This window comes from Pseudoalteromonas sp. SIMBA_162 (assembly GCF_046535955.1).
In the GTDB taxonomy this organism is placed as follows: Bacteria; Pseudomonadota; Gammaproteobacteria; order Enterobacterales; family Alteromonadaceae; genus Pseudoalteromonas; species Pseudoalteromonas marina.
In genome coordinates, this window is the sequence record NZ_JAWJBQ010000018.1 from 1 (window position 1) to 12,905 (window position 12,905).

11 protein-coding genes, 1 other RNA gene and 1 pseudogene are annotated in these 12,905 nt (G+C 37.5%); 5 read left to right on the forward strand and 8 right to left on the reverse strand.

Translation table 11 applies throughout. The features are described 5' to 3' along the window. Positions 1–140 precede the first annotated feature (140 nt). Positions 141–425, reverse strand: coding sequence for a hypothetical protein (locus R0J88_RS13605; protein ID WP_024601268.1), 285 nt, complete (start codon positions 423–425; stop codon positions 141–143). Between the two features lie 129 nt (positions 426–554). After that, positions 555–947: a hypothetical protein gene (locus R0J88_RS13610; RefSeq protein ID WP_410900173.1), complete on the reverse strand. Its 393-nt coding sequence runs from the start codon at positions 945–947 to the stop codon at positions 555–557. A 606-nt stretch (positions 948–1,553) separates the two neighbouring features. Here R0J88_RS13610 and R0J88_RS13615 point away from each other — a divergent pair. Further along, positions 1,554–1,745, forward strand: coding sequence for a hypothetical protein (locus R0J88_RS13615; RefSeq protein ID WP_410900174.1), 192 nt, complete (start codon positions 1,554–1,556; stop codon positions 1,743–1,745). Positions 1,746–1,849: 104 nt separating this feature from the next. Continuing rightward, positions 1,850–3,001, forward strand: coding sequence for a tyrosine-type recombinase/integrase (locus R0J88_RS13620; protein ID WP_410900175.1), 1,152 nt, complete (start codon positions 1,850–1,852; stop codon positions 2,999–3,001). A gap of 260 nt (positions 3,002–3,261) precedes the next feature. Here R0J88_RS13620 and R0J88_RS13625 read toward each other — a convergent pair whose 3' ends face one another. Together R0J88_RS13625 and R0J88_RS13630 are read right to left on the reverse strand one after the other, a co-directional pair. After that, entirely contained in the window at positions 3,262–3,630 is a 369-nt protein-coding gene (locus R0J88_RS13625) for a hypothetical protein (protein WP_410900176.1), read from the reverse strand. 525 nt (positions 3,631–4,155) lie between these two features. Next, positions 4,156–5,390: pseudogene (locus R0J88_RS13630) on the reverse strand (IS110 family transposase). A 484-nt stretch (positions 5,391–5,874) separates the two neighbouring features. Between R0J88_RS13630 and R0J88_RS13635 the strand changes: the two are divergent. Beyond that, entirely contained in the window at positions 5,875–6,165 is a 291-nt protein-coding gene (locus R0J88_RS13635) for a hypothetical protein (RefSeq protein ID WP_410900177.1), read from the forward strand. A gap of 188 nt (positions 6,166–6,353) precedes the next feature. On the opposite strand, the gene R0J88_RS13640 is transcribed toward R0J88_RS13635, so the two are convergent. Both R0J88_RS13640 and ssrA read right to left on the reverse strand, forming a co-directional pair. Beyond that, complete coding sequence (locus tag R0J88_RS13640; RefSeq protein ID WP_410900178.1) at positions 6,354–7,328, reverse strand: transposase; 975 nt, start codon at positions 7,326–7,328, stop codon at positions 6,354–6,356. 314 nt (positions 7,329–7,642) lie between these two features. Next, positions 7,643–7,999: a transfer-messenger RNA gene (ssrA, locus tag R0J88_RS13645) on the reverse strand. Between the two features lie 267 nt (positions 8,000–8,266). Here ssrA and R0J88_RS13650 point away from each other — a divergent pair. Beyond that, a complete protein-coding gene (locus R0J88_RS13650) occupies positions 8,267–9,892 on the forward strand; it encodes a DUF342 domain-containing protein (RefSeq protein WP_058428575.1) in 1,626 nt (541 codons plus the stop codon). On the opposite strand, the gene rnt is transcribed toward R0J88_RS13650, so the two are convergent. Then, complete coding sequence (gene rnt / locus R0J88_RS13655) at positions 9,876–10,559, reverse strand: ribonuclease T (RefSeq protein WP_008132506.1); 684 nt, start codon at positions 10,557–10,559, stop codon at positions 9,876–9,878. The genes R0J88_RS13650 and rnt overlap by 17 nt on opposite strands. 204 nt (positions 10,560–10,763) lie before the next feature. Here rnt and R0J88_RS13660 point away from each other — a divergent pair, with 204 nt between their 5' ends. Next, complete coding sequence (locus R0J88_RS13660; protein ID WP_006794687.1) at positions 10,764–11,642, forward strand: flagellar protein MotY; 879 nt, start codon at positions 10,764–10,766, stop codon at positions 11,640–11,642. Between the two features lie 96 nt (positions 11,643–11,738). Here the strand turns inward: R0J88_RS13660 and R0J88_RS13665 are convergent, their stop codons facing one another. Beyond that, on the reverse strand, positions 11,739–12,626 hold the full coding sequence (locus R0J88_RS13665) for a DMT family transporter (protein WP_006794686.1): 888 nt from the start codon (positions 12,624–12,626) through the stop codon (positions 11,739–11,741). Positions 12,627–12,905: the final 279 nt, after the last annotated feature.

Genomic DNA, 12,905 nt, shown 5'->3' on the forward strand with positions numbered 1-12,905 from the left:
AACGCTATTGCAGTTAGGGCAACGAATCAGCAAATAATGATTCACGGCATATTTTGGGAGACATGATCAGGCTGTTATTTTTGTTTTGAAAATAACTATTTTGGCCTCAGTTTCTGTAGCTAACTTTTTCCAATTTGACCCTAAGAAAAAACATCATCCTCGAAGTCACATGGCAGCTCCACCCGCTCTACTGGGTCGCTAATCAGGGCATGCATCAGCTCGTAGGTAAACTTTCGCATAGCATACTGATTTAGCTCTTTATTCGCTGTAATTTCAGGGCCAATTACCTCCCATAGCTCATCTAAATTCGCATTATCACTGCGTAATTCTAATAAGTTTATCTGATGGTCATTCGTGGTAATTACTCGGCAAAATGTTTGTAATAAATTTAAAAAATCCAATGTTGATACGTATGCATGTTTCATGTGTTCACTATCCTTGTGTGGTTTGTTATCAAAATCGATAACGTATTAGTAAATAAAATCAGACATGGGTATTTAAAACGGTTTACGAAAAATATTTTTAAAAAAGCGAACAAATGTTCGCTTAGGGGGTTATGCATTTTCGATAATATCGACCCAATCACTTTCTGCTGCTGCAAAAAATGTAGTTGGCGTTTGCATAAATATTTGCTGAAACTCCTCAGAGAACAGCTCACAAAACTGTGTTATTTGCTCTATGTAGATAAGTAAAAAAAGCGTCATGTCGTGCCCTTCTAAATACCTATTCTCAAAACTTGGATTTTTTTCCAACATACTATTTGAAATACTAATGCCAAGTATTTTTCCAACGCTATCTCTATGTAAATAGATGTAATTATTGAAATTTAACTCTAATGTTTGTTCATTAACTACATCTGCTAACAATAAAATTGTAGTGCAGTCATCCCACGGAGATCTACTGGCTCGAACGTATTGGCGAATAAATTGAGATTTAATATTTTTCATGATTTGTCCTCGTTAATTGTCCTGAAATTAACTAGGGCCATGCGGTGGGTAAAATGAAGAGTTGCGTTTATGTTGGCTAAATTTGCAAAAATAATAAAAATCATTAATGTTGAGTACGGACCTTTCACCTCGAGAATGAACAATATGACTGATTTTATTTGGATATTACCAGCGATAGTACTGACACTAATTTTAATAAGACTTGTTTTGTCACACGATAAAAAAATTTAAGCCTGCGCATATAAACCCTCTATCTAACTGCCTACTTAAGCATAAATACCCAACTTAAGGTAAGCTTTTTACCCATCCCCCCTCCGCATTTTCTCAGAGTTATTTTTTAAACTATACACACTCTAATCAAGGTCAAATTGCACGCAAAAAATCTTAGAAATGCCGAAAACGTTAATAGCATCAATAAAAAATTAAAATATTTTTAAAATTACAAAACACTGATTTTAAAGTGATTTAAATTTTATTTATGTTGTTTCTTTTATTTTTATTGAGTTTTTTCCACTTTACTACTTAAAAAGAATTTTCCAATGTCGATATGAAGATAGAAAGGTTGAGAGTTTTTTTTAAAATCAAATACATTTCTAGGAAGTTTAAATGATAGACGTAGTACTAATCAGCAAATATTGCGAAGTGTCGGGCGAAACTAAAAAAGCCGTAGAATCTCGAATCCAGAGAGGTGCTTGGGTAGAAGGTAAACATTTTTATAAAGTTGATGGCGTTAGAGAACGTTGGGTTGATCTAAATAATGTAACTGACTGGGTTAAAAATCAAGGAGGTTTGATTTAGTAACCAAAGGGTTTTGGGCTGAGCTTAGCAGCAAAGAACCCTTAAAATACAGTATTTTATGGATAAAATATATAAGATTAAAATATTAAAGTGATAACTCTAAAATGCTATTAAAAACTCAAAAAATTAAGCCCCCAGCGGGCGTAGTAATTCGTTACAACTCAAAAGGTGAAGCTACATCATTCCAACTCACCTTCACCTACAAAGGTGTTTTATGTAGAGAAAAAGTACCATTCATCCCTAATAAGCAAGGCCTAAAATCTGCAGGATTTTTTTTGGGCCAAATCAAAAATGAAATAGCGCATGACACTTTTGATTATTCCACACATTTTCCAAAATCTAACAAAGTAAAGCTGTTTACAACTACCCCAAACGACGCAAAAGTTGTTGAGTACATGGACCTATATATTGAAAGGGGAATAGTCAGGGGATTAGAAAAATCAACAATTACTGGGTATAAGAAAGCTAAAAACGGATTAAAAGCATTATGGGATTGTAAAGTTTCTGAATTGGAGAGCATTGATGTTGTAAATTTAATCGAAACATCAACTGTATCGAGAAAAACATTATCAAACCGGATTTCACTTTTACGTTGTTGCCTAGATCGAGCTGTGATCGATAAATTAATAAAATCAAACCCTGTTAAAAATATCCGCATAGGTGAATATTTACCTAAAATAAACAACATAGATTTAAGAGGTGCACATAAAAATGTAATTCCATTCACACCTCAAGAAAAGGCTAGGATAATAAACGGTTCATCTGGGACGATACGAGCAATTGTAAGCCTTGTATTCAACACAGGCATTCGCTCTAGTGAGTGGGTTGCGTTAAAAAAAGCTGACGTATGTTTAAAAACAAAACAGGTGTCAATTTACGAAGCTATTGTTGACGGTATAGTTAAGGCAACCAAAACAAAAGCCGGCCGAAGAAAAATTCCTATTTCAGAAGATGTTTGTGATCTATTAGCGATAGAAATGAAAAAACATAACTCTGAATACCTATTTTTAAATTCTCGGCAAAGGGTTTGGAACCAAGATTCGTTTAGAAAAAATAGATGGATAAAATTACTAGACTCTTGTGGTGTACAGTACCGTTACCCCTACCAGATGAGACACACGTTTGCATCTCAGTTGATTTCTGAAGGTGCAAACCACTGGAAGGTATCTAAGCTTATGGGGCACTCTTCACCCAATACACTCTATCAGCATTATGGTAATTTCATCGATGAGTATGAAAGAGAGCATAATACTTAGTTAAATACAGACTTAAAGGGGGGATGATAGACTTGATACGTATTCTACTCAGCTAACCCTCCCCTGCTACTTAATAATAGCTATTTAGCCCAAGTCAAACTTCTGGAAAGTGCCAATTGCAGGCTTTGAAGGTTTTTAATGTATGAAGTTAAGGTTTTACCCCTTTGTTTTTATAATTACTGTTTTTCATTAGTGTAATTAAGATGGTCGTCATCTAATTTTTTTATTTCTGTTAATATGAATTATCAGGTTGAGTTATGTTAGATAATTAAATTAACTATGCCTACACATATAGCAAAGATTACTAGAAGCCAATAAATACGATGAAGAAGCTGTTTCGCAAAAATAAGTATTGAGCAGCTAACCCATATGTGTTTCTCTTTATTTTCTTTTGCTAAATCAGAATCAAGAATTGATTGTATGACATGCGCTTTATCTTTAAGTGATTCAACTCGCAATTCGATATACTTAGAGTTGGCTTGACTATCATTACCATTAGATTTTGCAACAGCCTTTGCCCAAATCCCTCTGCAAATATCCCCACCTTCTAACTCATCCAGTACTAACTCGTAAAGCTTCTCCTCTATCAACCTAGATTTAGCACTATTAAGTCTTAATCGTTTTAGCATTATAGTCCTTTCAAAAATTGCATCATCAGAATTGCGATGCTCGCTGAAGAAGCGATTGCCATAAAAAAATTAAGAGCCTTATCAGTCCATTCATCATCTGAAGCATAATTGTGAAGATAGCCAATTTGGGCCTTAAGTTCCTTTAATAAATTCCAATACCTTAACTGGTACAAATCATACTCCCTTGGAATGGCTAACAACCCTATCTACGACATTTATCGTTTTATAAACGGGTAAATGTACATATATCATAATGTATTTATCTTAGCCCTCAAAAAAACATCTGTAAACATATAGTTAACCTTGTCAGATGTTTTATAAATGGCAAAAAAAGGAGCAAAATGGAAGAGTTCTGGAATATCGGACAAAACACAAAAAATTGTATACGCCCTCGGTTATTTGCAGATTCACGTTATTAGATCACCTTTTTAACTATGATTTCTGAGGCAATGGGATCAAATTTTGACTTCAGACATCAAAACTTTTGACTGACCGCTTCACGCCCTGAGGCATTCATCAAGTCATTTATGTCTTTAATGATGGCCAATCACGCTCTTTAAGTGCCTTTAAATACTTAGCCTCATCGTAGCAACATTTCATTTTCCAACACCGATAGATTATGCGTATCCATTTAAATGCAAGCACTCTAACAGCAGATTGATGAGACTTACCTTTAGAGCGTTACCCTTGATAATATATACCCGCCCAATAAGAAGTATGTACTGTTTTCGCGGCCCACTCCACGAAGGTTTGTCTTACAAACTTAGAGCATTGCCATCGCCAATGTACCCATGACTTCTGTCCACTTCGTTCGGTAACAGGCGCAATACCCGCATAATTTTGAATTTCTTCGGCACTATTAAACGGTTTCGATTATCCCCAAGAGCCGCTAACATTCTAGGCCCCATACATGGCTCGATACATGGTAAGGATTTGAAAATGTCTGCATCTGGTAATATTTTAAACAACTCATCTATACGCACGTCATAAATTCTAATACTCTCCACTGCTAATTTGATTTGCTTTACCTGAGCTACAGCGAGCAACATATTAGCTTCTATGACATATTGATCCGTTGCAAGCGGAAGTGCATTTCTAATGTGCTCAATCCGTGCTTCTGTTTGCTTAACAGCGGGTCCACCTTTAGAGTTCAGAAAACGCCGTATTGTATTAGCTTTAGCTCTTTTAAGTAGTTGGAGGCTAGGCCATCTAGCAATGAGATCTAAGAATAGCCCGCTGTCTAGGTGGGAGAACCATTCTAAAGGCTGAGGGTAGTACTGCTTAAGTGTATTAATAAGCCCATTAACAAAACGTCGTTTATCTTCAACCAGCAGTCTTCGTTGTTCAACTAATTGTTGTAATAGCCTGAGTTCACCGGTACTTGGTTCAATTGGTTTTATTTTTTCTGGATAGCGTAGCATAAGGTCAAGTGCCAACTCTGCATCTTGAGGGTCATCTTTGGCACCACTAGGTGAAAATGCTTGGCGGTAACGTGCTAGTGACAACGCATGAACGGGGAAAACTGTAATAAAGGGATATTTTTGTAGAGCATACACTATTGGACCTTTTTTTAACTCCAGTGCAACTGCGATTCTCCCATTTACCTGGTTGTGCAACGTATTGAGCAAAGTATCTAATGATTCTGGTGTATGTTGAATTACCTCAAAGCGACGCCCGCCAGTTTTAAATTGAATACAAGCATCATGTTTTTTATCTGCCCAATCTAAGCCAACATGTGCAGCAAATTGATCTATCGACATTATCATCCACTCCTATTTATGAAGGATTGGTATGTATTCCACGCTATTCGAAAGAAATATAGCCAGCAGTTTATGTGCGTGCCCTGAGTATTCGTTAGCGAGCCGTGGAGCACTTACTGGCTCGAAAGAAAAGCGGTGATCATCAAATGATTTTCGCTCATTATTCGTAGCCTGTAAGCACATATCCTAAACCACTTTAAAGTGTAGTTCTTAGGTGTAAATGACTATATATCGCTCACAGCCGAACTTCGTAAAAGTTCCAATAAATGTCATTCAATTTATTGGCTACTTGGGACTGAAACGTACGTTTAGTTTTAAATGACTTTACACTAAAGTAATGTGAATCAATGATATGGGCTTAATAAACTATACAGCATGTGCTAGTTTTCCTGTTAGAATCAAATGTATAATTTTAAAAAGTAGATTTTGAGCAATCATTGAAAAATGATTGTCTAGTTGACAAGTAATCCGCGGAGTAGAAGTAATGGAATTTGAAGTACCAACAATAATAATCGGAATATTATCATTCGGCTTCGCGATATTTTTAGGACGTAAAATACATCCATTCTTCTACCCTGAGCGAAAAGGACTTAGAGATTCGTTTGAAGCAGGAGTGAGATTAGACAGGAAGTTTGGTAACTACGATGGAAGAAGCGAGGATGTATTCGAATCAACAAAAGGCGGAGGTTTCATGATCATTGTTCTGTCTGCATTTTTTGGCTCATTCTTTGGGCTTCAATATGCGCTAATAAAAGCAACAGAGTTTTTATCTTAAATCTTAATTGACCTCCCAATTCCCTTCTCGCTCTAAACGACTTTTCACCTCTAGCTCTACTCCATAACGTAATGTACAAATTAAAAACGGACTGCTTGAACTCACAGCGTTTATATGCCGTTAAAGGTACTTTAATGTTCATATTGAAATAACCATTCGGGTTACCTCGCTCTAGCTTTATATAAAAGTTAAATTTTGATTGCAGATACCAAGCATTCCCGAAGTTTCTTCAATTGTAATTCAACCTTTTTATCTTCAAGCATTAACATATTCAACCGTCCTACCGTTTTAGATATTGCTGAAAAATGGTGGACATTGAAAACATCGGCTAGTGCCTGCAAATTTAACCCTGTTAAATCTTGGCATAACTTCATAGCAAACCAGCGTGGTAAGTTTTTTTCTTTTCGACCCTTTTTAACCATTAAGATATCATCAATTTCAACACTGAAGTATGTGGCAAGATAAACAATAACATCATCTGGTGAATGCTTTTTAGTAACAAACTTACTTTTGCTGTTAGATGTTGTAATGTAGTCCTTTATACTTTCAATAAAATCCTGACTGCCCAATACTGACGATAAAGGTTTAGTATTATAAAAATCACTTATTTCTTTAGTGTTTCCCAATCCGACAAATTGCTTATAAGCTGCATATTTAGACCTTTTACCTTGCAGCAAGAATATAAAGTCTCGAACTAGCCATTTGGGCATTTCTGCTTTTTTGATGAACGAATGATAGCTAGACCATTCATACTCAGCAAGGTCACATGCTAGCGGTGTGTTTGTTTCGATTGGGTTACGATGAATATAACGGCTCACATGCAATAAGTAGTTTTCAGCATCCACCAACACCGCGGTATACCTCCCTCTAAACAGTGCACCATCTGTATTATATTTTCGATTAAAGTATTGAGTATAAAGGCCATTAATATGCTTCATGGCTCTGCCTAAATTAGCATCGGGAGTTTTTATTAGCAGATGGTAATGATTGGTCATTAAACAATATGCGTGCACCTCTATATTAAAACGATAGCTCGCTTTCTCAATACAAGATAAAAAATACTTAAAGTCCTTATCACTTAAAAAAGTACTTTCCCCCCCTCTCCCACGATTCGTTACATGATGAAACGCATTCTCATATTCTATTCGCAGTGGCCTAGGCATAGCTATTTACTCAATAAGCAGAAAAATATAAGTCTAAATTATTGATGTCTGAAGTCAAGGTCTGACCCCAGCAAGGGCATGGCTATATTTTTCCGCTATTCAACAGTTCTATGATAATTTTTCACAAGAAAACCGTGTGTATATTTTGTGTATTTTTGTGAAAAAGCACTGAAAACATAAAATGTACAATTAAGCCAAAAGCCCGTATTTGCTGGTGTGTAGAGTTTGTGTATTTTGTAGAGTGTTATAGAGGGTTGTAGATGTGAAAAAACCGCTGAAAGCTACGTATTTACTAGCTTTCAGCGGTTTTAAAGTGGTGGAGCTGGGGGGATTTGAACCCCCGTCCGAAAAGCCTCGACCGTCGGTACTACATGTTTAGTATTGTCATTTAATTAACCTTTAAATCCCGGACAAACACGGTAAGTAAAGGCGAGGCCGCTTAGTTTTAACGCTTCAACCCCGGCCAGGGTTTCCATCGCGATCAGGTGTTAGGGTGACACTCCAAAATCCAGTCCACAAGAATACATGGAAGGAGCGCTAGCCAGCCTAAGCTGCTAGAGAGTAGTTATCGTCGTTTGCGATTACTTTAGATTGCGGCTTTTTTACGAGGCAAACCGCACCTCGACATGCACCTTGGGCTTCTTGAATTCCGTCGAATCCTAATCAGCCCCTGAATTAGTAAACTCATTCAGAGCGTGCAAGCAGTATAACTGAGTAAAGTGATGATACTCAAGGCTTAATGACGCTTTATTTGATTTACACAGGCTAACTGCATATTTAGCAACCAAATTAGCAATAATGTATTAGCTGCAGTAAACATTTACTTAACAATATGGTAAACCTGTGTTCAAATAAGGGATTAGCCAGCTATTGCTAAAGGTTTAGTTGTAACTGTAAAGGTTAAGAATAATAACAGGCATAAGAAGTAGGGATTTAAAATGTCGGTTTTTTCATTAGATAAAAATACAGGGTGTGTTTCTTTAATTAAACATCCTATTGATAGCGGTTTTCCGGTCACAAGCACTCAATTAATTGAAATGTTTGAACAATCTGAATTTGGCGAGTATGAAACTATTACAGCTAATATCGGTAAACTTTTTGCGCCTTCTAAAAACCACAAAGAAGTATCTTTGGTGATTGCTAAAGCAGTGGATGCCACTATTGCTATTAATATTGATGAAAAGAATATGGTTGCAGAGGCCACTATTACTACAGCTAAAGGTGGATCACTGCTAACAATGGAAGATGCGCAAGAGGCGCTTAGCCAAGCAGGTGTAAAAAAAGGGATTAGTCCGCGTGCGCTTGATAGTTTTTTAGGCCAACAGTTTGAAAAAGCTTCAGGTGTGGCATATAGCGCTATTGTAGCCCATGGCCGCAATCCAAAAGAAGGTAGCGATGCTAAATTTGTTCGCCTTTGCTCAACAGCACAAGATCGCGTTTTAAGCCCGCAAGCAACCGCTGGCGGTAAAGTTGATATGAAAGATCTTGGGGCTATCATTACTGTTAAACCGGGCACTCCTCTTATGCAACGTATAGCCGCCACCCAGGGTGAAGACGGATACACGGTGTTTGGCGATATTATCCCTGCTTCGCCAGGAAAAGAACTTGAACTACAACCCTTTGAAGGGACAAAAATAGACCCAACAAACCCTAATTTACTGATTGCAGATTGCAAAGGCGTTCCTGTTGCGCTGCCACGTGGAATGCGCGTTGACGACGTTTTATGTTTCGATAATGTAGATGTAAGTACAGGCCACATTGATTTTGACGGCAGTGTAATTATTAGTGGCGATATAAAAGACGGAATGCGAGTAAAAGCGAAAGGTGACATTACTGTTTTAGGCTTTGTTGAATCAGGAATTGTGCAGAGCGAAAGTGCTGTAACTATTGTATTAGGTGCCATAGGCCGAAACCGTGAAAACGAAGAAGCATTTACTTGCCGTATTTCAGCCAAGCGTACAATTTCTATAGGCTATGCTCAATATTGTGACATTAAGACTGAACAAAGTTTATTCATAGAGCGCCAAGTATTACATTGTGACCTAACAGCTAAACGTTTAATACGTGTTGGCAAAGCCGATAACCCTCGTGGCAAAATTATTGGTGGTAATATATTTGATGCAATGCGGATTGAAACTGGTGAATTAGGTGCGCCTGCTGGTACTAAAACGCGTGTATTTTTAGCACAAAATTGGTTTGAACTGCGTGATAAGCAAAGCCAAATTAACGACTTTGAAAAGGTATTAAGTACTAAATTACTGGAATTAAAAAATGCGCGAACTAAAGCAGAGAAAATAACTAACCCTGCTCAGCGCAAGCAATTTACTGATAAAATTACGGCTAACGAAAAGCAAGTAAATGCCCGCTCTCGTCATGTTAAGCAACAAAAAGCACTCGTAAAAAGAAAAATAGCCCAGCTATTGGCCTCTAGCCGCTTAAAAGTGAACGAATTAATGCACCCTGGTGTGGAGCTCAAAATAGCAAAAGAAACAAAACAGTTTTCGCGTATTTATCCCCCCCACTTCGTAAAATTATCTGAGGGTAAAATTACTCAGTCGTTTTAGGTTCCTTGGCGGCTTCATCATCGTCACTCTCATCGAGTGGCGCAAGCGGCCAACCGCCTAACTCTTGCCAACGGTTTACAATTAAACAATATAATTCAGCAGTGCGTTCTGTGTCGTAAAGTGCCGAGTGTGCTTGACTGTTATCAAATTCAATTCCAGCTGCACGACAAGCTTTAGCTAATACTGTTTGACCTAAAGCAAGCCCTGCTAGCGTTGTTGTATCAAAGCTGACAAATGGATGAAACGGTGTGCGCTTTATATTATTACGCTCAATAGCCGCATTTAAAAAGCCATGATCAAACGCGGCGTTATGCGCCACAATAACAGAACGCTGGCACCCTGCTGCCTTTTGCGCTTTACGCACGACCTTACAAATCTCTTTAATGGCGTCTTCTTCTGCGACTGCGCCTCGTAATGGAGAAAATGGGTCAATTCCGTTAAATTCAATTGCTGCTTGCTCAATATTTGCGCCTTCAAACGGCTCAACGTGAAAATGCACTGTTTGATCTATGCTAAGCAACCCGTCATCATCCATTTTTAAAACAGAGACTGCAATTTCAAGTAATGCATCTGTCTCTTTGTTAAAACCAGCAGTTTCAACATCAATAACAACAGGAAAAAAGCCACGAAAGCGTTTTGCGAAAAGGGTTTGCTCAGTATTTGCCATAGTATTCTTGGTTTGTAGGTATAAGCCTTCTATTATGTCAAAAGTAGGTGCCGTTCGGCTAGGGACTTTTTCCTATTATTTATCCCTACAATTATAGGCATATAACTTGCTTAATTGATACTAGCTAAGTGTTAACTGCTATATAATATGGCAGTACTGAACAAAGCCAAATTTTTGGCGTGTCGGGTTTACGGGGAGTTTTTGATGAAATTAAAGTTATTATTAATGAGCGTTAGTATTAGCTCTGCGCTGTTGAGCGTCAGTGCACATGCTGCCATGCGTAATTACTCTGCAAATCAAGACAGTTCAAATTGGGAAGTTGTTAAAACAACACGTTTGCAATGTCAGTTGAACCATGAGGTACCTTACTATGGCGAGGCTATTTTTAAAGCATCGGCGAGTAAAAATAAAAACCTAACTTTCAATTTAGATATGGTTGTTCGCCCTGAAAATTACGCCATTGCAGGGCTTAAAGCAGTTCCTCCTTCTTGGCGATCTGGGCTGCCAGCACGCGACATAGCAAATATGAAGCTACTTAAAAAGTTTGATGGTGAACTCGGTAATCAAACTGCTTGGGAAATGCTTACAGAACTTGAAAAAGGGTTTTACCCCACTTTTTATTACCAAGACTGGCAAAATAGTGCCGATAAAATTGCCGTTGGTATTTCAAGTGTAAACTTTAAGCAAGCCTATTGGGCCTTTTTGCAATGCCGTGACGAACTATTACCTTACAGCTTTGAGGATATTTCGTTTACAGTGATGAACTATCAATCTAATAGCAGTAAGTTAACTAAGTCATCTCAGCAGCGCCTTGATAAAATTGCTGAATATCTAAAAAACGATTCAACCATTGAGTCCATTAGTATTGATTCTTATACCGACAGTTATGGCGGTCGTTGGAACAACTTAGACCTATCTCGTAAGCGTGCAAAAGCGATAAAAGATTATATGGTTAGCTTAGGTGTGGATGAAAATAAAGTAAAAACAACGGGGTTTGGTGAAAAACGCTTTGTAGACACCAATGATAATATTTTAGGCCGCGATAAAAACCGCCGTTTGGTCATTCAAATAGCTAAAATGTAGGGGGGTTACTTAATGTACGAGGTTACAAACTTTGCGCCGTAATTTAATTAATCGCTCTCGATTAAAGACATTTTATGCCGCAAAGTTAAACACGCCCTAGCGCTTACTTTTAGTTTTTAAGTATTTATCACCAAATTGAAAAAAGCCTAAACTAATTACAATAATAGCAGCGCCAATTATTAGCTCTTTACTTAGTGGCTCGTTATTTAGCCACGCACCTAACCCTATTGCAAAGCTAGGTGTAATAAGTGTTGTTAACGCAACGGTGCTCGCGTTTAAGTTTTGTAAAACATGAAAATATGCCAATGCCCCTATTAACGACCCAAATAGTCCTAAATAACCAATTGCCCAAAGCGACCTTAAATTCCAGTTTTGTATATTAAGCTCACCATCAAGCACCCACCACGCAATAAAAAATAATGGCGTTACAAATACTAGTGCACCAAATGTTGTGGCCATAGGGTGAATTGCAATTTTCACCCGCTTTATCATCACACCGCTTAAGCTAAAAAAGCATACAGCCATAAACACATATACAAGCCCAAGCCCCTGAGTTTGTGAGTTTTGTACTTGGTTATAACTTACAAAATAAAGTCCGACTAACGCACTTGCTAAAGCAATGAGTTTTATTAAACTAAATTTAGGCTCGTTTAATAGCTGTTGAGCAAGCAATCCCGATAAAATAGGTGCCAATCCAAACATAAGTGAAATAATGCCAGAAGGCACTGTTCTAGCCGCCATATAACTCAATAACATGCCACCAAAAATACCAATGCTTGAGTAAGCATAGAGTAGGCAGGCTTGCTTACTCCATGGCACTCTTACATTAGTGACTGCAACAACAAGCGCACCAATGAATAGCCCAACGAGCATACGCATTAACACCGCTAGTGATGGCGAAACACTCTCACTACTCCACACAATACCCAGCGGAGTGGTGGACCATATAAGAACCATTAAAAAATAAGAAACCTTAACAGGCACGTACCATTCCTTTGTAAGTTAAAAATAAGGCGAGTGGGTTTTGAGGGAAAAAGCCAGCCAAGCGTATTAATGCACTAGTTACAGTACACGTACTTAACGGTCAGTTTAATCTTAAGATATAAACGCTCAATAACTAGTAATAGAATTATACGCTGTAAAGGGTTTATGGATAGATATTTAATCATATTAAAGATTATAAAATGCTTAAATATACAGCTGTAAAATGTAAGTTACATTTTATTTAATGCCATTTATAACAAAACTATTTGAGTTTTACCG

What these genes read in the sequence shown, in the direction of transcription:
- R0J88_RS13605 (WP_024601268.1), bottom strand. Translation starts at nt 425, where the DNA reads ATGAAACATGCATACGTATCAACATTGGATTTTTTAAATTTATTACAA.
- R0J88_RS13610 (WP_410900173.1), bottom strand. Translation starts at nt 947, where the DNA reads ATGAAAAATATTAAATCTCAATTTATTCGCCAATACGTTCGAGCCAGT.
- R0J88_RS13615 (WP_410900174.1), top strand. Translation starts at nt 1,554, where the DNA reads ATGATAGACGTAGTACTAATCAGCAAATATTGCGAAGTGTCGGGCGAA.
- R0J88_RS13620 (WP_410900175.1), top strand. Translation starts at nt 1,850, where the DNA reads ATGCTATTAAAAACTCAAAAAATTAAGCCCCCAGCGGGCGTAGTAATT.
- R0J88_RS13625 (WP_410900176.1), bottom strand. Translation starts at nt 3,630, where the DNA reads ATGCTAAAACGATTAAGACTTAATAGTGCTAAATCTAGGTTGATAGAG.
- R0J88_RS13635 (WP_410900177.1), top strand. Translation starts at nt 5,875, where the DNA reads ATGGAATTTGAAGTACCAACAATAATAATCGGAATATTATCATTCGGC.
- R0J88_RS13640 (WP_410900178.1), bottom strand. Translation starts at nt 7,328, where the DNA reads ATGCCTAGGCCACTGCGAATAGAATATGAGAATGCGTTTCATCATGTA.
- R0J88_RS13650 (WP_058428575.1), top strand. Translation starts at nt 8,267, where the DNA reads ATGTCGGTTTTTTCATTAGATAAAAATACAGGGTGTGTTTCTTTAATT.
- rnt (WP_008132506.1), bottom strand. Translation starts at nt 10,559, where the DNA reads ATGGCAAATACTGAGCAAACCCTTTTCGCAAAACGCTTTCGTGGCTTT.
- R0J88_RS13660 (WP_006794687.1), top strand. Translation starts at nt 10,764, where the DNA reads ATGAAATTAAAGTTATTATTAATGAGCGTTAGTATTAGCTCTGCGCTG.